This is a genomic window from Bradyrhizobium sp. CCBAU 45394, from assembly GCF_028128655.1.
GTDB classification, from domain to species: domain Bacteria; phylum Pseudomonadota; class Alphaproteobacteria; order Rhizobiales; family Xanthobacteraceae; genus Bradyrhizobium; species Bradyrhizobium diazoefficiens.
In genome coordinates, this window is the sequence record NZ_LBIX01000155.1 from 50867 (window position 1) to 72145 (window position 21279).

Genomic DNA, 21279 nt, shown 5'->3' on the forward strand with positions numbered 1-21279 from the left:
CATGTTCCGCCTAAAGCCTTTCCTGATGACTGCAGGCCTCCTGGGAAGCCTGCTCGGCTTTGCCTGCGGCCCGGTGTCCGCGCAAGTCGCCCCGGTCGAGCCGGCCCCCACCGCGCTGCAAGGCCCGGAGCAGCGGGTGGCGCTGGTGATCGGCAATTCGAACTACCAGAACGCGCCGCAGCTCCAAAACCCCGACAACGACGCCGAGTCGATGGCGAAGTTCCTGAATTCGGCCGGCTTCGAGGTGGTCGCCGCGACCGACCTCACGCAGAACGACATGCTCCGCGTGGTGCAGGACTTTTCCGCCAAAGTCTCCGCGCGCGGTCCGAACACGGTGGCGATGGTCTATTACGCCGGTCACGGCGTGCAGCTCGCCGGCGAGAACTATCTCGTTCCCGTCGACGCCAGGGTCTCGAGCCCGACCGAGCTCGTCAACAATTCGGTGCGTCTGGTCGACGTGATGTCGACGCTGGAGACGATCCCGAGCCGCATGCGCATCGTCATCCTCGATGCCTGCCGCAACAACCCCTTCCCCTCCGTGAACGATGCCGGCCGCGGCTTGGCAATCGTCGATGCGCCGAACGGCTCGATCGTGGGTTACTCGACCGCGCCGGGCGCCGAGGCGCTCGACGGCACCGGCGGCCACAGTCCCTACACCCAGGCCTTCCTGAGCGTCGCGCGCGAGCCCAACGTGCCGATCGAGCAGCTCTTCAAGCGCGTGCGCCTCGCAGTGAACCAGACCACCAGCGGCGCGCAGATCCCGTGGGAGAGTTCCTCGCTGACGTCGGACTTCACCTTCTTCGGCGACACCGCTGTCGCCGCCAACCGTGCGCCGGTGAATGCGCCCGTCGTGCAGATGGCCTCCAACCTGCCGAGCCGTTCGACGCGCCAGGCCTATGACTACGTCGTCTCGGAGGGACGGCCGGAGTACTATCAGGAGTTCATCCAGATGTACCCGCACGACCCGCTGTGCGATCACATCCGCTGGCTGCTCAACAACCTCCTGCTCACGCAGGCCTGGCACAAGGCGGTGCTCGCGAACTCGCCGCTCGGCTACCAGACCTTCTACGACAGCTATGGCAACAGCCCCTACGCCGTGTCCGCGCTGAAGCTCGCAGCCCAGCCGAAGCTGGTCCCCTTGATGCAGGCGACGAAGTTCCTGGCGCCGCAGAACATTGCGCCGACCTTCAAGATCGGCAATCTCGGCCAGCCCAAATACTTGCCGCTGCAGCAGGGCAATGGCGGTGGTCAGATGAATGGAAATCTGCCGGTCGTGCAGAAGCCCGTGGACGGCAACGTCATCGGCAAGCTCGGCAATGGCGGCCAGATCGTCAACCTGCCGGCCGGCAACAACCAGCCGAGCCAGCCGAACGGCACGCCCTCGCAGACCCCGGGCAAGATCGTCACCCTGCCTGCGCCGACCAACACCACCAACAACAATGGCGGCATCGGCAAGATCGTGACGCTGCCCGCGACCAACAACACGCCGAACGCCGGCAATGGCACCCCCGGCAAGATCGTGAGCATGCCGGTGAATGTCGGCAAGGCCGGTTCAACTGTCGAGACCAAGCCTGTCAATGTTCAGACGCAGAACAACCCGAGCCGCGTCAACAACGGCAACACCGGCATCGTGAAGCTCAACAACAACCCGGTGAACAAGGTGCAGGTCCAGAACACCCAGCAGAACAACCACCCGCAGTTCAATGCGACCAACCGCATGGTCAACAACGGCGGCAACAACTTCCGGCAGTAGATGAACCAGGCGCCCGCCATGGGCGGCGGCAACAATCACCGCGGCTTCATGCACTGATCGCGGCAAGCGAAACGACAAAAGGGCAGAGCGGAAACGCTCTGCCCCTTTGTCATGTTCGCGGCACGAACTCTACGGGCTGGCTAGACGCGCACCGCTGCGATAGTCAAAAAGGTACACCGACTGATTGAAATCGATAACCTCGATGCCACTAGCTAGGCACCTGAACCCTTCGGAGAAAGTGTCTGCGCCTGTCGCACTCCAAATCTCTTCGCCCGTCAGGGAAAGACGAGAAATCTGCAGCTCACCGTGGGATATGAGAGCTTCGTGAGCGCAATCCCAATAGACGCCGAAGCACGTCGCCGGATCAACGCGTCGTGACCATTCCCTCGAACCTGTCGCAAGGTCTAAGCAGACGACTTGATCACCCACCGCGAGATATAGATGGCGGTCCACTTCGATGGCAGAGTGTTGATGGACGCCAGAACACCCTCCACTGGCGCCAAAGACCGCGGACCACTTCCCGTCCGCGCGGACTCCGTGAACGGAGTTTAGATGAGCGTTATCAAGACGGATTTCCGTACCGTACTTTCGCAGATTGTCCGCGGAGCCAAACGAATACGTCGGCTCATCGACGATCTCTACCTGGCCCTCGCGGGTTTCAAGAACGATGCTACGTCGCAGTAGCAGACTCTCCAAAAATCAAGCCACCAGCTCGGCAAACAAATCCGCATCGACGTTGCCGCCGGAGAGCACGATGACGACGTTCTTGCCGGCGACGTCGAGACGTCCCGCAAGCAGTGCGGCAAGGCCGACGGCCCCGCCCGGCTCCACCACCAGCTTCAGCTCGCGATAGGCGAACGCGACCGCCGCACCGACTTCCTTGTCGGATGCGGTGACGCCGCGCGCGAGCAGCTTGCTGTTGATCGCAAACGTCATCTCGCCGGGGATCAGCGCCATCAGCGCGTCGCAGATGGTGCGGCCCGCCGGCCCATGCGGCTCGCGATGGCCGGCGGTCAGCGAAAGGCCGTGATCGTCGAACGCCTCCGGCTCGGCAACCACGATCTGCGCCAGCGGATATCGCGCCTTGATCGCGGTCGCGACGCCGGCGATCAGGCCGCCGCCGGAGGCCGGTGCCACCACGATGTCGGGGCTGAGGCCCAGCGCTGCCATGTCGTCCGCGATCTCGCGGCCGGCGGTGCCTTGGCCAGCGATCACGAAGGGATCGTCATACGGCCTGACCAGCGTCGCGCCGCGCTTCTCGGCGATGCCGCGCGAGATCGCCTCGCGGTCGTCGCGGTCGCGGTCGTACAGCACGACCTCGGCGCCGTAGGATTTAGTGCGCTCGCGCTTGGACAGCGGCGCGTCCGCGGGCATCACGATGGTCGCCTGCATGTCGAGGATCTTGGCCGCCGCCGCCACGCCCTGGGCGTGGTTGCCGGAAGAGAATGCCACGACGCCGCCGGCGCGCTTGTCCTGCGGGATCGAGGCGACCTTGTTGAAGGCGCCGCGGAACTTGAAGGAGCCGGTGCGCTGGAGCATCTCCGGCTTCAGGAACACTTTTGCGCCGACGCGCTCGTTGAGCACGGGAAAGGACAACAGCGGGGTGCGGATGGCGAAGGGTGCGATCACCCGCGCTGCGGCATCGATATCGGCAGGGCCGATCGGAAGGGGCTGTTCGGTCATGGCCGACCTTATCGCGGCGGATGACGCCCGGGCAAGACACCTCCGCGCGAGGGTTTTTCTTCTTCAGGCGACGAAGCGTGGCTGCTCCGCCCCGTTCCGGCCCGGCAGCACCGCACCGACCGCCCTTATGCTGTCGATAAAGGCCCTCGCCGAGGCCTCCCAGGTGTAATTGGCGGCGAATTCGACGCAGGCCTGCCGGGAGATGTCGAGCGCGGCAAAGCATGCATTGCGCAGGTCATGATCCAGCGCCCCGACCGGTGCATCGCCGATCACGTCGCGGGGGCCCTTCACCGGGAAGGCCGCGACCGGCAGGCCGCTTGCGAGCGCTTCCAGCAGGACCAGGCCGAACGTGTCGGTCTTGCTGGGGAACACGAAGACGTCGGCGGCCGCGTAGATTTCCGCCAGCGCCTCGCCGTGCTTCTCGCCGAGGAAGATCGCGTCGGGATAGGCCTCTTCGAGCGAAGCCCGCGCCGGGCCGTCGCCGACGACCACCTTGGTGCCGGGCAGCTTGAGGTCGAGGAACGCCTCGAGATTCTTCTCCACCGCGACGCGGCCGACCGAGAGGAACACCGGAGCCGGCAGGCAGAGATCGATCGCGCGGGGATGGAACAAGTGCGTGTCGACACCGCGCGGCCACAGCACGACATTGTCAAAGCCGCGCTCGGTCAGCTCGCGGGCGAGCGCCGGGGTCGCCGCCATCACGGCGCGGCTGGGCGCATGGAAGCGACGCAGCGCCCGCCAGATCAGCGAGCCCGGAACCGGCACACGGGCGCGGACATATTCAGGGAAGCGGGTGTGGAAGCTGGTCGTGAACGGCAGCTTGCGCTGGCGGCAATAGCGGCGGACCATCAGGCCGATCGGCCCTTCGGTCGCGATATGGATGCTGTCGGGACGGGCTTCCGCGATCAGCTTCGCGATTCGCGCCGGGCGCGGCATCGCGAGCCGCACGTCGCGATAGCTCGGCATCGCGAAGGTGCGGAACGACTGCGGCGTCAGGAAATTGAACTCGACGCCAAGACCTTCAATGCTAAGACCTTCAACGCTAAGCCCTTTGGCGGCGTCAGCAAGCTTGGTCAGCGTCCGAACCACACCGTTGACTTGCGGGTGCCAGGCGTCGGTCGCGACCAGGATGCGCATCAGGCGGCCCTTGCTGCCACTTGCGGCACCTGCGCGGGCTTCTGCAACTGATCCGCCCAGGTGATGATCTCGAAATGGCCGTCGTCGTGCTCGACCAGCGCGGTGCAGCTCTCCACCCAGTCGCCGCAGTTCATGTAGCGGATGCCGGCCTCGTCGCGGATCACGGCATAGTGGATGTGGCCGCAGATCACGCCGTCGGCGTCGTGACGGCGCGCTTCGGCGGCAAGCGCCTGCTCGAACGCGCCGATATAGTTGACGGCGTTCTTGACCTTCTGCTTGGCCCATTGCGACAGCGACCAATAGGGCACCTTGAACATGCGCCGGAAGAAGTTGACGAAGCGATTCATCTGGATCGCAAAGTCGTAGGCCTTGTCGCCGAGATGGGCGAGCCAGCGCGCGTTCTGCACCACGAGGTCGAAGATGTCGCCGTGGATGACGAGATAGCGCTTGCCGTCCACGCCGGTGTGGACGGTGTTCTCGACCACGTCGATGCCGCCGAAATGCGTGCCGTAATAGTTGCGCAGGAACTCGTCGTGATTGCCGGGGATGTAGATCACCTTGGCACCCTTGCGCGCCTTGCGCAAAAGCTTCTGCACGAGGTCGTTATGCGATTGCGGCCAGTGCCAGCTCGATTTCAGCGCCCAGCCGTCGACGATGTCGCCGACGAGATAGATCGTCTCGGCGTCATGGTAGCGCAGGAAGTCCAACAGAAGGTCGGCTTGTGAACCGCGGGCTCCGAGATGAACGTCGGAGATGAACAAGGTGCGAAAGCGCCTTTCAGGGCTTTCGTCACTCACATCGTAGCTTCCCATGCGACAGCCTGTAACAATATCCCGTGACAGGGGGATGACCGATTGAACCTTTGAGGCACCCTCAGATACGAATCAAACCTCGCCTCGCCCTCCCCGCGAATATCAGTCGCATGCGACAATCAGGCGACACGAAGCGGCCATGGCTGTCCGCAAAAGCCCGGTCCCCGTCGCCTTGTTGGTTAACGGCCGGGGCCGGCGCGCAGCTCGAAGCCGGCGTCAGTAAAATTTGTGAAAATGATGGATCGGCCCGTGGCCGTGGCCGACGCCGAAGCGGTCGGCAGCGGCAATCGCGGCGCTGATCCAGGCCTTGGCGTTGCGCACCGCCTGCTCGAGAGTCTCGCCCTTGGCGAGACCCGCCGCCACGGCGGAGGACAGCGAACAGCCGGTGCCATGGGTGTTTTTGGTCGCGACGCGGGGCGCGGCGAGCGCGATCGTGCTTTCGGACGTGACGAGATAGTCGATGCTCTCGGCGCCCTCGCCGTGTCCGCCCTTGATCAGGACCGCACGGCAGCCGAGCGCCAGCAGCCGGCGCCCCTGGCCTTCGATCCCGGCCTCGCTGGCCGCGGCGGGCTCGCCGAGGAGAGCTGCCGCCTCCGGCAGGTTCGGCGTGATCACCGAGGCCAGCGGCATCAATTGCATGCGCAGGGCTTCCACGGCTTCGGACGCCAGCAGGCGGTCGCCCGATGTCGCGACCATCACGGGATCGAGCACCACATGGCGCGGCTTCCAGTGCGCCAGCGCGGCTGCGATCGCATCGATGCTGGCGGCCTGGGCCACCATGCCGATCTTCACCGCGCCGACGTCGAGATCGGAGAACACCGCATCGATCTGCGCGGTGACGAAATCAGCCGGCACCGCATGAATGCCGGTGACGCCGCGCGTGTTCTGCGCCGTCAGCGCCGTGATCGCGGAGGCGCCGTAGACGCCGAGCGCCGCGAAGGTCTTCAGATCCGCCTGGATGCCGGCGCCGCCGCTTGAATCGGAACCGGCAATGGTGAGAGCCACGGGCGTCGTCATCGCCGGATACATTGGTTTGAGAGGGACACCGCCATGCCTTGTCCTAGCGTGCCGCGGATGCGCCAGCAAGCCGGGCCGGCCGCGGGCGCCGCGACGAGCTAACCTATGCCGGTCCGGCCCCGGCGAATCAGCCGGATAAGGGCCCGGCCCGCCTTGTCGTCCCGCGAGTGTGCACATCCCGCGAAAATATGCCCTCGGCATAGCCCGGCCTTGGCGCCCATCCCGGTGAGTGAGACGTTTATTGGCGGATTCGTCCAGCGATGCCATGTTGCGGGCCGGCCTCGGCCGCGATCCTCTCGGGAAGCAATCACATGTTGGCCTACCTCGAACGTATCCTCGACTCCTCGATGCTCTCCCCGCACGGCATCTGCCTGCTCTGGGAGCCCGAGCTGATATGGCTGCATGTCGTTTCGGATGCCTGCATTGCGCTTGCGTATTTCTCGATCCCGTTTGCGCTCGCGATCCTGGTCACCAAGCGGCGCGACCTCGAATTCGGGTGGGTCTTCTGGGCGTTCGCCGTCTTCATCATGGCGTGCGGCCTGACGCATGTGCTGTCGATCTACACGCTCTGGGTGCCCGTCTACGGCGTCGAGGGCATCGTCAAGGCACTCACCGCCGTGGCGTCGGTCATCACCGCGGGAGCGCTCTGGCCGCTTCTGCCGAAGATCCTGACCATCCCCTCGCCGTTCGAGCTCCGGCAGGTCCAGGCCGCGCTCAAGGAGGAGGAGACCAAGAACCGGGATGCGGCCCAGCTCCTCGGCCAGGTTCGTGAAGCCCAGCGCGCGCTGCGAGAGAGCATGACACGCCTCACCGCCGTGGTCGAGACCGCGGTCGACGGCGTCATCCTGTTCGACGCGCAAGCCCGCATTCTCCTGTTCAATCCCGCCTGCGAACGGTTGTTCGGCTATCGCGCCGACGAGGTCATGAATCTCGACATCGGTATGCTGATGTCCAATGAGGAGAGGCCCTCATCCACGGGTCATACGCTGCGCATCGCCACCGGGGAAGCCGCCGGTGTGCGCAAGGACGGATCGACCTTTCCGATGGATCTGTCGGTGGGCCAGGCGTGGCAGGACGGCGAGCTGATCTACGTCGGCATCGTCCACGACCTGACCACGCGCAAATTGACCGAGCAGCAGCTCCAGCAGGCGCAGAAGATGGAGACGGTCGGCCAGCTCTCCGGCGGCATCGCCCACGACTTCAACAATCTGCTCACCGTCATCATCGGCAACGCGGAGTTTCTCAGCGAGCAGCTCAGGGCCCGTCCCGACCTCAGGCGCTTCGCCGACGACATCTGCCAGTCGGGCGAACGCGGCGCGGAGCTGACGCAGCGGCTGCTGGCGTTCAGCCGGCGCCAATTGCTGCAACCCCGCGCGATCGAGTGCCGCGAGCTCTTGACCTCCATGCACAAGCTGCTCAAGCGCACCTTGCGCGAAAACATCGAGATCACGACGGCGTTCGGCGCCGGCTCCATCCTCGCCTTCGCCGACCGCGCCCAGCTCGAATCCGCCGTGCTCAATCTCGCGCTCAACGCGCAGGACGCCATGCCGGCGGGCGGGCATCTCACCCTCAGCACCGAGCTCACCGCGATCGACGAGCACTATCGCGTCCAGCATCCGGAGGTGGAGTCCGGCAGCTACGCCCTGATCTCGATCACCGATGACGGCGAGGGCATGACGCCTGACGTCATCGAGCGCGCCTTCGAGCCGTTCTTCACCACCAAGGAGGTCGGCAAGGGCTCGGGCCTCGGCCTCAGCATGGTCTACGGCTTCGCCAAGCAATCAGGCGGACACGTCTCGATCTACAGCGAGCCGGGCCTCGGCACGACGGTCCGCATCTACCTGCCGCATGCCGGCGGCGAGCAGTCGCTCGGCGACATCGAGGCGCGCGAGGAGGCTGCGCCCCGGGGGCACGAAACGATCCTGGTCGCCGAGGACGATCCGTTCGTCCGCTCCTCCGTCACGCTGCGCGTGGAGGCGCTGGGATATCGCGTGGTCGCCGCCGTCAACGGCAAGGAGGCCTTGCAGCAGCTTCGCACCAACCCGGCCATCGACCTCCTGTTCACCGACATCGTGATGCCCGGCGGAATGAGCGGCTGGGAGCTCGCCGACCAGGCCCGGCGCATCCGGCCCGGACTGCCTGTCGTGTTCTCCTCCGGCTATGCCCTGGAGACCCTGGTCGAGCAGGGCCGCGCGCACGCGCAATCGATCGTCCTGACCAAGCCCTATCGCAATGCCGAGCTGGCCCGGCGGCTGAGGGAGGCGTTTGCCGGCGCGCCCCTGCCCTCCTAGACGGCCTTGTAGAGGGGCTTGGCCAGGACCAATCCCTCGGGCAGCCGCGAGGCGGCAAGTTCGCTTGCCAAGCCCCCCCGGTTTTGGCCTATTAGCCGCCAGATATGCCTTCGGAGTGACTGCAATGGTTCCCTTTTTCGTCCAGATCAAATGCAAGCTCGGCCAGTCCTACACGGTCGCCAATGCGCTCGCCGAAGCCGAGATCGCCTCCGAGATCTACTCCACGGCCGGCCATTACGACCTACTGGTGAAGTTCTACGTCGACAAGGACACCGACATCGGCCACTTCATCAACGAAAAGGTGCAGGTGCTGCCCGGCATCCAGGACACGCTCACCATCATCACCTTCAAGGCGTTCGGCGCGAGCTAGCCTCTAACCAGCATCCTTGCGTTTCGGGCGCGGCGGTCCGTCCACCGGCGGCAGCGACTTGAGGTAATCCGCCATCGCCGCAATGTCCTCATCCGACAATTGCGAGGTGTTCTTGATCACGCGCGCCATCGCGCCGCCGGCGCTGTCGCCCTCGGGCAATTCGCCGGTCTTCAGGAAATTGGCGATATCCTTCACGCTCCATTCGCCAATGCCCTTTTGCGTGATGTTCGGCACCCACCCCTCGCCTTCCGGATTGGGCCCGCCGGCGAAACGCTGCGCGGTGATGATGCCGCCGAGCAGATTGCGCGGGCTGTGACACTCCGCGCAATGGCCGAAGCCGTTGACGAGATAGGCGCCGCGATTCCATTGCGGCGGGTGCGACGCGTCCACGACGAACGGCCCGCTCTGCATGAACACCAATTTCCAGATGCCGACATTGCGGCGGATGTTGAAGGGAAACGGCAAGTCGTGGTCGCGCACCCTGCCGGACACCGGCGGCAGCGTCTTCAGATAGGCGAAGAGATCGCGAACGTCCTCCACCTTCGCCAGATGATAGGACGTGTAGGGAAATGCCGGGAAGTAGTGCTGGCCCTCGGGCGACACGCCGCGCATCACGGCGCTGACGAATTCGGTCTCGCTCCAGCGCCCGATGCCGTCGGCGGCATCGGGGGAAATGTTGGGCACGTAGAACGTGCCGAATGGCGAGCCGAGCGCCAGGCCCCCGCCGAGCCGCAAGCGGTCGGGCTGGTTGGGCACGGCATGGCAGGAGGAGCATCCGCCGGCATTGAAGATCTCCTGCCCGTTGGCAAGATCCGGCGCCCGGGATGGCAACGGCACGGCCGATGCGGCCGGCGCCGTCAACCACCAATAGACGCCGAAGCCTGCAACGGCAGCGATCAGCATGACAAGAATTGTTCGTCGCAGCATCGAGGTATCCCATGGAGATCGGCCGAACTTACGGATTCGCCGGTGGCCGCTCCAGCCACGAATAATTTAGATGGTTTGAGCTTGATCCGGGAATAAACTCCTGCGCGCACTGTTTGCAAGTTGTCCGCAATCAGACGTCAACAGGGAGAGACCCATGAACAAAGCAATTTTTGCCACGCTGGCACTCGGAGCTGCCGTCGCGTTCGCCGCCCCGGCCAGCGCGGAGAAACTGAAGGCGACGCTGGACGGCAAGTCCGAGGTGCCCGCCACCACCACCAGCGGCACCGGAACGGCCGATCTCGACTATGACGCCGCCAGCAAGAAGCTCTCCTGGAAGGTGACCTATTCCGGCCTCTCCGGCCCCGCCACCGCCGCTCATTTCCACGGGCCCGCCGAGGCCGGCAAGAACGCCGGCGTAGCGATCGCGATCCCGAATGCGACATCGAGCCCGGTCGAGGGCTCTGCGACGCTGACCGACGCGCAGGCCGCCGATCTGCTGGCCGGCAAGCTCTACGTCAACATCCACACGGCGGCGAATCCGGGCGGCGAGATCCGCGGCCAGGTGATGAAGTAAGCGAAAACGCGGCTTCGTCGCGGAAAGGCCGGACGCAAGGAGGGAGCGTCCGGCCTTTTCGATTCGGGCGAGGACCTTAACGTGCGGGAATGTCCGGACCTCGTGCCTTGCCAGCCTCGCGCGTTCCGCCGTAAACTTCGGCCTCACCAATCTCCAGAGTGGCACCGTGCGGCTCGTTTCCAGCGTTCTCGATCGGCCCGGCGACGCCGGCATCAGAAGATCGGCGCGCGCGCCGTGGCACGTTGTGCCAGGCCTCGTCGCCGCCGGAGCGCTTCTTTGCTTCTTCGGACCGGTGCTCGCGCAGAGCGACATGGAAAAGCAAGCTCAATGCGAGCTGTCCGCAATCCGCGATACACGATCGCCCCTTGCCGTGCAGTACATCCGCTCCGCCTGCAACTGGCTCGTCGTCAACGGCGATTCCCTGTTGAACGCATCCAGCAAGGGCTATTACGTCTGCCTCGTGCGGCAGCTCTCGGGCGCGCAGAGCAACGAGGCTGCCGCGGCGATCATGTCGGCATGCCGCGCGTCCAATCCGCTTTGATCCCCCCGCTCAAGCCGCATTCAGCGCCTGCGCGAGGTCCGCGATCAGATCCGACGGGTTCTCGATGCCGATCGACAACCGGATCGTGGAATCGAGCACGCCGATCTTCTGGCGGATGTCGGCGGGAACGCCGGAATGGGTCATCGTCGCCGGCAGGCTGGCCAGCGACTCCGTGCCGCCGAGGCTCACCGCCAGCTTGAGGATTTGCAGCGCGTTGAGGAATTTGACCGCGGCCTCCTTGCCGCCGGCGATGTCGAACGAGAACGTCGATCCCGCCCCCAGGCACTGCCTCGCAAACACACGCCCCGCCGGCGATGCCTCCTCGTGATGACCGAGATAGTGGACCTTGGCCACCTTGGGATGATCGCGCAAATAAGCCGCCACGAGGCGCGCATTCGCATCGGCTTTTTCCATGCGCAGGCTCAGCGTCTCGAGCGAGCGGTTGATCATCCAGCAGGAATGCGGATCGAGCTGGGTGCCGATGGCTCCGCGCAGCGCCTTGATGCCCTTCATGATCGCCTTCGCGCCGAGCGCGGCGCCCGCGATCAGGTCGGAGTGACCGCCGACATATTTGGTCAGCGAGTACAGCGAAAGGTCCGCGCCATGCTCGATCGGCCGCTGAAACACCGGCCCGAGCAGCGTATTGTCGCAGGCGATGATCGGCGTATGCCCCTGGGCCTTTCCGATCGCGTCGGCGATGCGGCGGATCATCGCGACGTCGACGAGGCCATTGGTCGGGTTGGCCGGGGTCTCGATCAGGATCATCGAAACCCGGCCCTTGCCCATCGCCTCCTCCGAGGCCTGCTTGACCGCCGCCTCGTCGATGCCGTCGGCAAAGCCGACGGCGCCGATCGACAGGCGCGCAAGCGTGTTGGTCAGCAGGGTTTCCGTCCCGCCATAGAGCGGCTGGGAGTGCAGGATGACGTCGCCGGGGCGCACGAAGGCGAGGATCGTGGTTGCGATGGCCGCCATGCCGGAGGAGAACAGCGCGCAACTCTCGGTGCGCTCATAGACCGCGAGCCTGTCCTCGACGATCTCGCTGTTGGGGTGGTTGAAGCGCGAATAGACCAGGCCCGCGCCCATCCCCTCCGGCGGCTCGCGCCGGCCGGCGACGAAATCGAAGAAGTCCTGCCCGTCCTCGGCGGTCCTGAACACGAAGGTCGAGGTCAGGAATACCGGCGGCTTGATGGCGCCTTCCGACAGCTGCGGATCATAGCCATAGGTCAGCATCAGCGTTTCCGGATGCAGCATATGGTTGCCGATGTGGGTCTTCGACGGAAAGGGTTTTACCATGGCCAGTCTCGCTGTTGACTAGGATCCGCGCCGCGCGTTGGAACTCCAAACATCGTGAGGCAATCGGGAGCGAGATGCGCCGGCATCCAGCAGGTCGAATCAACGCCGCGGCGGCTCGACCGAAGATAACCACTCTCACAACGATCCGTCAGGTCTTGGCAACAGAATTAGCTCTGGACATCACGCCTGGAACAGGAAAAGCCCGGCACATCTCGACGCACTCTGACCTGAGGCGCGCGACGACCACATCGTTGCCGTTCGCCTGCAGAGCCGCCGCAATGAACTCGCCGATACGACGCATTTCGGGCTCTCCCATGCCACGCGTGGTCGCCGCCGGTGTCCCAAGGCGAATACCGCTCGGCCTGAGCGGCGGCGCGGATCGTCCGGAATCACTTGCTTGTTTGTGGTGATGGCTATGGCATCAAGCACATCCTCGGCTGCCCGCCCGTCCAGTCCGACGGACGCTGCCGTATCGACGACCATCATGTGATTGTCTGTTCCGTCCGTGACCAGCTTCATCCCGCGCTCCATCAGCGCGCCGGCAAGAACCTTCGCGTTGCGCAAGACCTGCCGCGCGTAGACCTGGAAATCCGAGGTCGCCGCCTTCTTGAGCGTCACGGCAATCCCGGCCACGACGTTCATGTGAGGTCCGCCCTGCAAACCGGGAAATACGGAAGCATCGATCCGACCGGCATTTTCTTTCCGGCATAGGATGATCCCGCCACGGGGGCCGCGCAGCGTCTTGTGGGATGTCGTCGTCATGACGTCGAAGCCGGCATCAAGCGGATTGCGCATGACATTCGCGGCAACCAATCCGCCATAGTGGCTCACGTCAGCCATCGTGAGCGCGCCAACTTCGTCGGCAATACTCTTGAATGCCGCATAGTCCAGGTCGCGCGGATAGGAGCTGTAACCGCACAACACCATCTTCGGACGCGCTTCACGCGCAATCGCGCGCAATTCGTCGAAATCTATCGCGCCGCCGTTTGACGGGGCCGTCTTGTAGCGAATGAAGTTGAACAAACGCCCCATGTGGGACACCGGCGCGCCGTGGGTGAGATGACCGCCATGGGACAGGTCCATGGCGAGAATGGTGTCGCCGGGCTCCAACAGGCCGAGATAGACGGCCTGATTCATCGGTGATCCGGAAAGAGGCTGAACGTTGGCGTGCTCGGCACGAAAAAGCGAGCAAGCCCGCTCGCGTGCGAGGCGCTCGATTTCGTCCGTATACTGCTGGCCGCCGTAGTATCTGCGTCCCGGATATCCCTCGGAATATTTATTGGTGAAGACCGATCCGAGCAGCTCAAGCACCTCCGGGTAGGTGTAATTCTCGGACGGAATCAGCTCGACGCCGTCCTGTTGGCGGTGCTCTTCCCCCGCAAGGGCGGCGGCGATCTCTTGATCGTTGATGGACAGTTCGTTGCGAAATGACGGCATGCTCGGGCTCCTCAACACGCTGTTTTTCCAGCAGATTGGTTGCCCAGGCGATCGGCGTCGGAACCCTTCGCGCTTCACCGTGGTCGATTCCACGTTAGCTCGCCAGTCGCGCGATAGGACGAATGAGCACGGAGACTCTTCGTAAAGCACAGCTTAGCCGACCTGCGGACCTGCAGCAACTACCGGTTCCGCAGGCCGTGCCAGCTGAGACAACACTCGGAGCCGCATGAGCGAAGCAACATGCGGGGTCACCTTCCCGGATATCGCTGCGCTCATCCGGGCTTCGAGGTCGAGCGTGGAAAAAAGTGAGGTGGCTACTTCAACTTCAGCCGATACGTCTCGTGGCAGTCGGTGCAACGATCGTTGATCGCGGTATAGGCGGCCTTGAGGCTCGCGACGTCGGTGATCTTGCCCTTGACCTGCGCGATCGCCTTCTGCACCGGCGGGATCTTGGAGTCGAAATCGGCCTTGTTCTTCCAGACCTTCGGCGAGGCCCCATAGGTCGCGTTCACCACGTCCTGCTTGGGATTGACCTCGAAGGTCTTGGCGATCTTGGCGACGTCGGTCTCGAGATTGGCGATCGCCTCGTCGGCGGCCTTCTGGTCGTAGGGGATATCGCCCTTGGTCATCTTCAGGATGACCGTATAGAGGCTCTTGGCCTGCGAGCGCATCAGATTATCCTGTTGAACCGCGACCTCCTGCTGCGCCATCACGGCGCCCGCGCCCAATAGCAGGGTCGTCACGACAATCATCGTCCGTTTCATTGGTTAGTTTCTCCGACTCGCAAATGCCTTGGGATTGGACCATCCCCCCGCTTCACGGGAGTCGCGGTCCATTCATGGATAGAACCCCGCGCGGGGCGTTTATTCCCGCGCGGCAGGATTGTGGCTTACAGGCTGTGACGGCGACGGTGCTCGCTGATGGCGATCCACACCCGTTCCGGGGTCGCCGGCATGTCGATGTGGTCGATCTTGTACTCGCGCCAGAGCCCGTCGACGATGGCGTTGACGACGGCCGGACAGGAGCCGATCGCGCCGGCCTCGCCCGCCCCCTTCACGCCCATGGGATTGGTCTTGCATGGAACGTTGGCGGTCTCGAACACGAAGTCCGGACCATCAGCCGCCCGCGGCAGCGCGTAGTCCATGAAGGTCGCGGTGATCAGCTGGCCGTCACCGGCCCCGTAGACCACCTGCTCCATCAAGGCCTGGCCGATGCCCTGCATGGCGCCGCCATGCACCTGCCCGGCGAGCAGCAGCGGGTTGAGCGTCTTGCCGAAATCGTCGACGATCACGTAGTTGACGATCTTGATGATGCCGGTCGCCGGATCGATCTCGACCTCCGCGACATGGGTGCCGTTGGGATAGGTGCCGTCGGCGCTGGCGAAGGTGGCGCTGCCGTTCAGCTTCGACGGATCGGCGCCCGGCCGCTTGGCGAGATCGGCGAACGAAATCGAACGATCGGTGCCGGCGATGCGCAACACGCCCTCCGATATCTCGAGATCGCCGGCGCTGGCTTCCAGCGCCTGCGCCGCGATCTCCTTCAGCTTTTGCCCGAGCTCGCGCGTGGCGCGCTCGACGCTGACGCCGCCTGACGGGATCGAAGCCGAGCCGCCGGTGCCGAGACCGGTCGCGATCTCGTCGGTATCGCCCTGACGGACGTGGACGCGCTCCGGCGCCACGCCGAACTGCTCGGCGACGATCTGCGCATAGGCGGTCTGGTGCCCCTGTCCGCTCGACTGCGTGCCGATCAGGACAGTGACGTCGCCATTGGGATCGAGGCGGACATTGGCCGTCTCCTCACCCATCACGCCGCAAATCTCGACATAGCTCGCAAGGCCGATGCCGCGAATGAGCCCCTGCTTCTTGGCCGCCTTGGCGCGCTTGGGAAACTCCTTCCACTCGGCGATCTCCATGGCGCGCTTCAGATGCGCGGCGAAGTCGCCGGAATCATAGACCTTGCCCGTGGCCGTCTTGTACGGCAGCGCCTTTGGCTGGATGAAGTTCTTGCGGCGGATGGCGTCCGGCGTCATGTCGAGCTTTCGCGCGCACGCGTCCACGAGGCGCTCGATGACATAGGCCGCCTCGGGCCGGCCCGCGCCGCGATAGGCATCGACCGGCACGCTGTGGGTGAAGATGGTGCGCACCCGGCAGTGGAAGGCCTGGATGTCGTAGAGGCCCGGCAGCATGCCAGCGCCGCCATGCGGGATATAGGGCCCGAAGGTCGACAGATACGCGCCCATGTCGCCCATCAGGTCGCAATCCATCGCGAGGAACTTGCCGTCTTCAGTCAGCGCCATCTTCGCGGTCGTGACGTTGTCGCGGCCCTGCGCGTCGCCCATGAAATGCTCGGAGCGGTCGGCCGCCCATTTCACCGCCTTCTTCAGCTTGCGCGCCGCGACCGCCATCAGGGCGTATTCGCGGTACGGAAACAGTTTTGTGCCGAAGCCGCCGCCGACGTCGGGGCAGATCACCCGCATCTTCTCGGTCGGGATGTTCAGCACGTTCTGGCAGAGAATGTCGCGCAGGCGATGGCTGCCCTGGCTGCCGACCGTCAGCGTCAGATGGTCGCGCTTGGCGTCGTATTCGCAGACCGCCGCGCGCGTCTCCATGAAGCTTGCGACCACGCGCGGATTGACGATGGCGATCTCGGCGACCGCATGCGCCTTGGCAAAGGCAGCTTCGGTCGCGGCTTTGTCACCAATCGAAACATCGAACAGCACGTTGCCGGCCTTGTCCGGCCAGACCTGCGGCGCGCCCTTCTTCACGGCATTGACGACGCCGGTCACCGCCGGCAGCGGGCTCCATTTGACCTCGATCGCCTCGATCGCGTCGCGGGCCTGGTCGATGGTCTCGGCGACCACGAAGGCGATGGAATCGCCGACATGGCGCACTTCATCCTTCGCGAGGATCGGGTATGGCGGGCCGGTGAAGGGATCGGTCTCGAGATTGAACAGGCAGGGCAGATTGCCGAGATCCCCAACGTCGGCGGCGGTCAGGATCAGCGCGACGCCGGGCAGCGTACGGGCGCGGCTCGCATCGATGGTGTATTTAGCATGCGCGTGCGGCGAGCGCAGCATCAAGCAGCGGAGCGCAGCCTGCGGCGCGTAATCGTCGGTATAGCGGCCCTTGCCGCGGATGAGCGCGTCATCCTCCTTGCGCAGCACACTTTGGCCAACGCCGAACTTGATGGGAGCAGCCATTTTTTATCCCGTTCTCATGGTTGTTTTGCCGGCATATTGCCGTGGAAAAAGTGGCAAGGCAAATGGCTTTAGGCGTGAACGTTGATCGCAGGCCGGGAAAAGCACCGTTCATCCGTAAGCGGAATTTGCTTGGAAAGGCTGAAGTCCGCTCATTTCCCGTGGGTCCGAGGATTCGGCGCTCCGTCGCTGCGCCCGGTTTCCGACCAGACCAGGCCATGCCAAATCGAATTCAGCGGATGAATTTCTTCATCATAAGGTACTGGTCGTACGTGATATCCCCGATGCGGATGGCACCAGGATCGGTGCCGTAGACTTCGAACCCGTTCCGCTTGTAGATCTTGATTGCAGCGGTTGCTGTTAACAAGACGGCAAGATGTACCTGTTCGACACGTGCCTCGGCATGGGCAAGAATCTCTTTGATGAGCCGATCTCCGACACCTTTCCCTTGATCGTTTTCTCTTACATAGACCGTGAAGATTTGACCCCGGTGCTGCGATCTCTTGTAGGGTGAGACATAGAGGCCCGCGACGCCGATCAAGCTCCCGGATTCAAACGCGCCAAGAATAGTGCCGCTGAGCCAATGGCGATAAGCCATCAACATCGCTTCACCGCCTTCGTCCTCTTCAGGAGAACCAAACGTTTGAGGGTACTTCTGAAGCGCCTCCGCGCGAATTTCGCGAAAGAGATCCAGGTCATCGACAGTCAATCGCCGGACTTCTACGTCCGCCTGAGCAATAGCAACATGTGACGTCATGATCGCCACCTTTCTATTGTAATGGCGCGGGATCGCATGGGCAGAGATTTATGGTCCGTTACATCACGCCACGGCCCCACAGGCCCGCCGTGCCATCTCTAAGCCTGTCTACTGCGCGTTCAGGCGTGAAGTAGTCGATCTCGCCACGCGTCAGACCAATATCCATCAGTTCCCTGTCACTCAGGGCCTGCAAGGAGACGCGCGGGCTCTGACGCCGATCCCGAAATGCAAGCCAATATCGCTTAAGCAGGCTCAAGACGATGGAGAGGTCGAGGCGAAGCCGCGCAGCATCACCCCCCGTCTCGGAGGTGATGTTAGTCTGTTGCGGTGGCATGGGACGCTCCTGCTGTTGTGCCGGCAGGGAGCGTGGCCAAACAAAAGGCCCCGTCCGATGCCGGCGGGGCCTGGTGGAAAGATGTCGTCGTCGAATTCCTAGCGCGCGACTCCTCCCACGGCCCAGCCGAAGCGGGTCACGTGCATCGAGTTGATGTTGCGCACTGATTTGATCATGAGGCGACCGTACCACAGCAATCGTGCAAAATCAAGGGATGTGCGGAGGTCACTTACACCCTCGAGGCGAGTGCTACGCTCCGGCGCCTAGCCGCGCACCAGCGCGATCAGCCAGCGGCGGCCGAACAGAACGAGGATCGCGAGCGCATAGACGATCGTGCCCCCGACGGCCAGCAGGACCAGAGCCAATTCGTCCCGGAAGGCGTGCACGGAGGCAAGAGCGGCCGGGCTGAAGCGCGCAATCAGCAAGAAGGCCGCAGCGAGGATCAATCCGGTCAGCAGGAACTTCGCGAGCGACAGTAGCCAGGCGCGGTCCGGCACGAGGAAGCCTCGGCGTACCGCGAAGAACAGCACCAGCAAGAGATTGGTCCAGACGCCGACGGCGGTCGCCAGCGCGAGGCCGATCTGGGCCAGCGATCCCATCAGGGCCACCTTCAACGCAACATTGACGGCGATGCCGGTCAGAGAGGCGCGCACCGGCGTTGCGGTGTCCTTGCGGGCATAGAAGGTCGCGACCGCGCTGCGGATCAGCACGAAGGGGATCAAGCCGATGGCATAGGCGGCGAGCGTGGCGCCGGCGGCGGCGGCATCCGCCTTGGAGAACGCGCCGCGGGCGAACAGTGCGCGCATGATCGCATCGGGCACGGTGATGAAGGCCGCGACGAACGGGATCGAGAACAGCAGCGTGAAGTCGAACGCGCGGCGTTGCGCCTTCATCGCGCCGTCATGGTCGTTCGCGGTGATGCGCCGCGACATCTCCGGCAGCAGCACCGTGCCGATGGCGATGCCGATGACGCCGATCGGGAGCTGGTTGAGGCGGTCGGCATAATACAGCGCCGACAGCGCGCCCGCGGGCAGGAAGGTCGCGATGATGGTGTCGGCAAACAGCGCGACCTGCGTGCCCATCGAGCCCAGAGTCGCCGGCCCCAGCGCCTTGAAGAAGCCGCGAACGTCTTCGTCGAGCTTCAAGGGCGCAAAGCGCGGCAGGCCGCCATGGCGGGCGAGATCGCCGGCGAGCAGGAAATATTGCAGGAAGCCCGAGATCAGGACGCCCCAGGCCGCGGCGTGGCCCGCGGTCGGAAACCAGACGACAACTGCCAGCGTCATCATCATCGCGACGTTGAGGAAGATCGACGCGGCCGCGGCGCTGGCAAAGCGCTGCATCACGTTGAGCATGCCGCCATAGAGCGTCACCAGCGTGATCAGCAGCAGATAGGGAAAGGTGATCCGGGTCAGCTCGATCGCAAGCTTGCGCTGCTCGGCATCCTCACTGAAGCCGGGCGCCAAAATGCTCATGGCCTGCGGCATGAACAGCCAGGCGGCGATGAGCAGCACGACTTGCGAAGCCAAGAGCAGCGTGAAGATGCGGTCGGCGAACAATTTGGCCGCCCCCTCCCCGCGCTCGCCATGGACATGCGCATAGGCCGGCACCCAGGCGGCGTTGAACGCGCCCTCGGCGAAGATCGCGCGGAAATGGTTCGGCAACCGCAGCGCCACGAAAAAGGCGTCGGCCACCGGGCCGGCGCCGAGGATCGCCGCGAGCATGATGTCGCGGGCAAATCCCGTCAGCCGCGAAAGCAGCGTGTAACCACCGACCGTGAAGATGCGTCCGAGCATGCGTCTGTTTTAGAGCATGGCGAGATCAGGTCTAGGTGCAAACCGCGAGGACGGTATGCTCCCTCCCCCGCTCGCGGGGGAGGGTTGGGGAGAGGGTGTCTCAACAAGAAAGACTCCCCCAGAGGAGAGAACCCTCACCCGGCGCTTCGCGCCGACCTCTCCCGCGAGCGGGAGAGGTGAACCAAGATCAACCCGCAATCGCCCCGCGCACGGCGGCGATGATTCGCTCCTGATCGGCTTCGGTCAGGTAGGCGTGCATCGGCAGGCTGATGACGTCCTGCGACAGGCTCTCGCAACCCGGCAACCCGCCCTCGGCGACCGGATACTGCTTGTAGGCGGTCTGCTGATGCATCGACTTGCCGTAATAGATCGCGGTCGGCACGCCCTGGGCCTTCAGCGCCGCGGCAAAGCCGTCACGGTCGGTCCCCTCGGGCAGGCGGATGGTGTACTGCGCCCAGACCGAGGTGTTACCGGGGCTAAGGCGCGGCACGGTGACCACGTTGCTGAGCCCGCGCTCATAGCGTTCGGCAACCCGGTTGCGGGCAGCGATCTCGTCGTCAAAAATCTTCAGCTTCTCGATCAGGACCGCAGCCTGCATGGTGTCGAGCCGGCCGGTGAGGCCAAGACGGACGTTGTCGTATTTGTCGACGCCCTGCCCGTGCACGCGGATGCTGCGCAGCGTCGCCGCGAGTTCGTCGTCATCGGTGAAGATCGCGCCGCCATCGCCAAAGCAGCCGAGCGGTTTTGCCGGGAAGAAGCTGGTGGCGGTAGCAAGCGCCAGGGTGCCGAGCTTGCGGCCCTTGTAGCTCGCGCCAAACCCCTGGGCGGCGTCGTCGAGCACGAACAGGCCTTCGGCCTTTGCGATCTCGGCGATGGCGTCGTGATCGGCGGGCTGGCCGAACAGGTCGACCGGAATGACCGCTGCCGGCTTGAGGCCGGCCTTGCGGGCGGACGCGATGCCGCGCTTGAGCGATTCCGGGCTCATGTTGAAGGTCGCCTCGTCCACGTCGACATAGACCGGCGTCGCGCCGGTCCGCGCCACCGGCGAGGCGGTCGCGATGAAGGTGAAGGACGGACACAGCACGGCATCGCCGGGCCCGACATTCTTCGCCATCATCACCATCAGGATCGCGTCGGTGCCGCTGGCGCAGCCGATGACGTGCTTGGCGCCGCAATAGGCCGCGAGCTGCTTCTCGAGCTCGGCGACCTCAGGGCCGTTGACGAACTGGCAATGGTCGAGCACGCGCTTGACGGCCGCATCGAGCGAGGCGCCGAGCCGGCGGCGCTGCGAGCCGACGTCGATGAAGGGAATGGGTTCGGACCGCAGATGCTGGTTCATGGCGCCTTGCTGATTGTCTTGCGAA

At 64.4% G+C, this 21279-nt stretch carries 17 protein-coding genes, 1 pseudogene and 1 riboswitch; of the genes and pseudogenes, 5 read left to right on the forward strand and 13 right to left on the reverse strand.

The genetic code is table 11. The features are described from left to right. Nucleotide 1: 1 nt before the first annotated feature. Nucleotides 2-1753 carry a caspase family protein gene (locus WN73_RS17175; RefSeq protein ID WP_271553926.1) on the forward strand — a complete coding sequence of 584 codons (1752 nt, stop codon included), beginning with the start codon at nt 2-4 and terminating at the stop codon, nt 1751-1753. A 699-nt stretch (nt 1754-2452) separates the two neighbouring features. Here WN73_RS17175 and WN73_RS17180 read toward each other — a convergent pair. From WN73_RS17180 to thiD, 4 genes are all read right to left on the reverse strand, one after another. Beyond that, complete coding sequence (locus tag WN73_RS17180) at nt 2453-3436, reverse strand: threonine/serine dehydratase (protein ID WP_060908229.1); 984 nt, start codon at nt 3434-3436, stop codon at nt 2453-2455. A gap of 63 nt (nt 3437-3499) precedes the next feature. After that, nucleotides 3500-4573 (reverse strand): glycosyltransferase family 4 protein, encoded by a 1074-nt coding sequence (locus tag WN73_RS17185; protein ID WP_060908230.1) that lies wholly within the window; start codon nt 4571-4573, stop codon nt 3500-3502. Beyond that, nucleotides 4573-5385, reverse strand: a complete 813-nt coding sequence (locus WN73_RS17190) for a UDP-2,3-diacylglucosamine diphosphatase (protein ID WP_060908231.1) — start codon at nt 5383-5385, stop codon at nt 4573-4575. The genes WN73_RS17185 and WN73_RS17190 overlap by 1 nt, the downstream gene beginning before the upstream one ends. Before the next feature lie 216 nt (nt 5386-5601). Then, a complete protein-coding gene (thiD, locus tag WN73_RS17195) occupies nt 5602-6402 on the reverse strand; it encodes a bifunctional hydroxymethylpyrimidine kinase/phosphomethylpyrimidine kinase (protein WP_271553928.1) in 801 nt (266 codons plus the stop codon). 311 nt (nt 6403-6713) lie between these two features. Here thiD and WN73_RS17200 point away from each other — a divergent pair, with 311 nt between their 5' ends. Together WN73_RS17200 and WN73_RS17205 are read left to right on the forward strand one after the other, a co-directional pair. Continuing rightward, the gene (locus tag WN73_RS17200; RefSeq protein ID WP_271553930.1) at nt 6714-8693 is read left to right on the forward strand and encodes a hybrid sensor histidine kinase/response regulator; all 1980 of its coding nucleotides are present in this window, start codon (nt 6714-6716) and stop codon (nt 8691-8693) included. A 124-nt stretch (nt 8694-8817) separates the two neighbouring features. Continuing rightward, entirely contained in the window at nt 8818-9063 is a 246-nt protein-coding gene (locus WN73_RS17205) for an Lrp/AsnC ligand binding domain-containing protein (protein WP_014493934.1), read from the forward strand. A gap of 3 nt (nt 9064-9066) precedes the next feature. On the opposite strand, the gene WN73_RS17210 is transcribed toward WN73_RS17205, so the two are convergent. Further along, complete coding sequence (locus WN73_RS17210; protein WP_182868927.1) at nt 9067-9990, reverse strand: c-type cytochrome; 924 nt, start codon at nt 9988-9990, stop codon at nt 9067-9069. Between the two features lie 154 nt (nt 9991-10144). Between WN73_RS17210 and WN73_RS17215 the strand changes: the two genes are divergently transcribed. Together WN73_RS17215 and WN73_RS17220 are read left to right on the forward strand one after the other, a co-directional pair. Then, nucleotides 10145-10564: a CHRD domain-containing protein gene (locus tag WN73_RS17215; RefSeq protein ID WP_271553936.1), complete on the forward strand. Its 420-nt coding sequence runs from the start codon at nt 10145-10147 to the stop codon at nt 10562-10564. Nucleotides 10565-10856: 292 nt separating this feature from the next. After that, complete coding sequence (locus tag WN73_RS17220; protein ID WP_333937974.1) at nt 10857-11105, forward strand: VF_A0006 family four-cysteine protein; 249 nt, start codon at nt 10857-10859, stop codon at nt 11103-11105. A 9-nt stretch (nt 11106-11114) separates the two neighbouring features. On the opposite strand, the gene WN73_RS17225 is transcribed toward WN73_RS17220, so the two are convergent. The 8 genes and pseudogenes from WN73_RS17225 to WN73_RS17260 all read right to left on the reverse strand — a co-directional run bounded on the left by WN73_RS17225 (nt 11115) and on the right by WN73_RS17260 (nt 21254). Further along, nucleotides 11115-12398, reverse strand: coding sequence for a cystathionine gamma-synthase family protein (locus WN73_RS17225; protein WP_011088652.1), 1284 nt, complete (start codon nt 12396-12398; stop codon nt 11115-11117). A gap of 148 nt (nt 12399-12546) precedes the next feature. Continuing rightward, nucleotides 12547-13835 (reverse strand): annotated as a pseudogene (gene glyA, locus WN73_RS17230) (serine hydroxymethyltransferase). Nucleotides 13836-13869: 34 nt separating this feature from the next. Continuing rightward, nucleotides 13870-13955: riboswitch (ZMP/ZTP riboswitch) on the reverse strand. 194 nt (nt 13956-14149) lie between these two features. After that, nucleotides 14150-14599: a cytochrome c gene (locus WN73_RS17235; protein ID WP_028173227.1), complete on the reverse strand. Its 450-nt coding sequence runs from the start codon at nt 14597-14599 to the stop codon at nt 14150-14152. A 125-nt stretch (nt 14600-14724) separates the two neighbouring features. Next, nucleotides 14725-17034, reverse strand: coding sequence for a xanthine dehydrogenase family protein molybdopterin-binding subunit (locus WN73_RS17240; RefSeq protein WP_182868931.1), 2310 nt, complete (start codon nt 17032-17034; stop codon nt 14725-14727). A 229-nt stretch (nt 17035-17263) separates the two neighbouring features. Continuing rightward, nucleotides 17264-17788 (reverse strand): GNAT family N-acetyltransferase, encoded by a 525-nt coding sequence (locus WN73_RS17245; protein WP_271553938.1) that lies wholly within the window; start codon nt 17786-17788, stop codon nt 17264-17266. 58 nt (nt 17789-17846) lie between these two features. After that, on the reverse strand, nt 17847-18122 hold the full coding sequence (locus WN73_RS17250; protein WP_271553939.1) for a DUF1127 domain-containing protein: 276 nt from the start codon (nt 18120-18122) through the stop codon (nt 17847-17849). A gap of 263 nt (nt 18123-18385) precedes the next feature. After that, entirely contained in the window at nt 18386-19915 is a 1530-nt protein-coding gene (gene murJ / locus WN73_RS17255; RefSeq protein ID WP_271553940.1) for a murein biosynthesis integral membrane protein MurJ, read from the reverse strand. Nucleotides 19916-20102: 187 nt separating this feature from the next. Continuing rightward, nucleotides 20103-21254 carry a DegT/DnrJ/EryC1/StrS family aminotransferase gene (locus tag WN73_RS17260; protein ID WP_039185625.1) on the reverse strand — a complete coding sequence of 384 codons (1152 nt, stop codon included), beginning with the start codon at nt 21252-21254 and terminating at the stop codon, nt 20103-20105. Nucleotides 21255-21279 lie beyond the last annotated feature (25 nt).

What these genes read in the sequence shown, in the direction of transcription:
- WN73_RS17175 (WP_271553926.1), top strand. Translation starts at nt 2, where the DNA reads ATGTTCCGCCTAAAGCCTTTCCTGATGACTGCAGGCCTCCTGGGAAGC.
- WN73_RS17180 (WP_060908229.1), bottom strand. Translation starts at nt 3,436, where the DNA reads ATGACCGAACAGCCCCTTCCGATCGGCCCTGCCGATATCGATGCCGCA.
- WN73_RS17185 (WP_060908230.1), bottom strand. Translation starts at nt 4,573, where the DNA reads ATGCGCATCCTGGTCGCGACCGACGCCTGGCACCCGCAAGTCAACGGT.
- WN73_RS17190 (WP_060908231.1), bottom strand. Translation starts at nt 5,385, where the DNA reads ATGGGAAGCTACGATGTGAGTGACGAAAGCCCTGAAAGGCGCTTTCGC.
- thiD (WP_271553928.1), bottom strand. Translation starts at nt 6,402, where the DNA reads ATGACGACGCCCGTGGCTCTCACCATTGCCGGTTCCGATTCAAGCGGC.
- WN73_RS17200 (WP_271553930.1), top strand. Translation starts at nt 6,714, where the DNA reads ATGTTGGCCTACCTCGAACGTATCCTCGACTCCTCGATGCTCTCCCCG.
- WN73_RS17205 (WP_014493934.1), top strand. Translation starts at nt 8,818, where the DNA reads ATGGTTCCCTTTTTCGTCCAGATCAAATGCAAGCTCGGCCAGTCCTAC.
- WN73_RS17210 (WP_182868927.1), bottom strand. Translation starts at nt 9,990, where the DNA reads ATGCTGCGACGAACAATTCTTGTCATGCTGATCGCTGCCGTTGCAGGC.
- WN73_RS17215 (WP_271553936.1), top strand. Translation starts at nt 10,145, where the DNA reads ATGAACAAAGCAATTTTTGCCACGCTGGCACTCGGAGCTGCCGTCGCG.
- WN73_RS17225 (WP_011088652.1), bottom strand. Translation starts at nt 12,398, where the DNA reads ATGGTAAAACCCTTTCCGTCGAAGACCCACATCGGCAACCATATGCTG.
- WN73_RS17235 (WP_028173227.1), bottom strand. Translation starts at nt 14,599, where the DNA reads ATGAAACGGACGATGATTGTCGTGACGACCCTGCTATTGGGCGCGGGC.
- WN73_RS17240 (WP_182868931.1), bottom strand. Translation starts at nt 17,034, where the DNA reads ATGGCTGCTCCCATCAAGTTCGGCGTTGGCCAAAGTGTGCTGCGCAAG.
- WN73_RS17245 (WP_271553938.1), bottom strand. Translation starts at nt 17,788, where the DNA reads ATGACGTCACATGTTGCTATTGCTCAGGCGGACGTAGAAGTCCGGCGA.
- WN73_RS17250 (WP_271553939.1), bottom strand. Translation starts at nt 18,122, where the DNA reads ATGCCACCGCAACAGACTAACATCACCTCCGAGACGGGGGGTGATGCT.
- murJ (WP_271553940.1), bottom strand. Translation starts at nt 19,915, where the DNA reads ATGCTCGGACGCATCTTCACGGTCGGTGGTTACACGCTGCTTTCGCGG.
- WN73_RS17260 (WP_039185625.1), bottom strand. Translation starts at nt 21,254, where the DNA reads ATGAACCAGCATCTGCGGTCCGAACCCATTCCCTTCATCGACGTCGGC.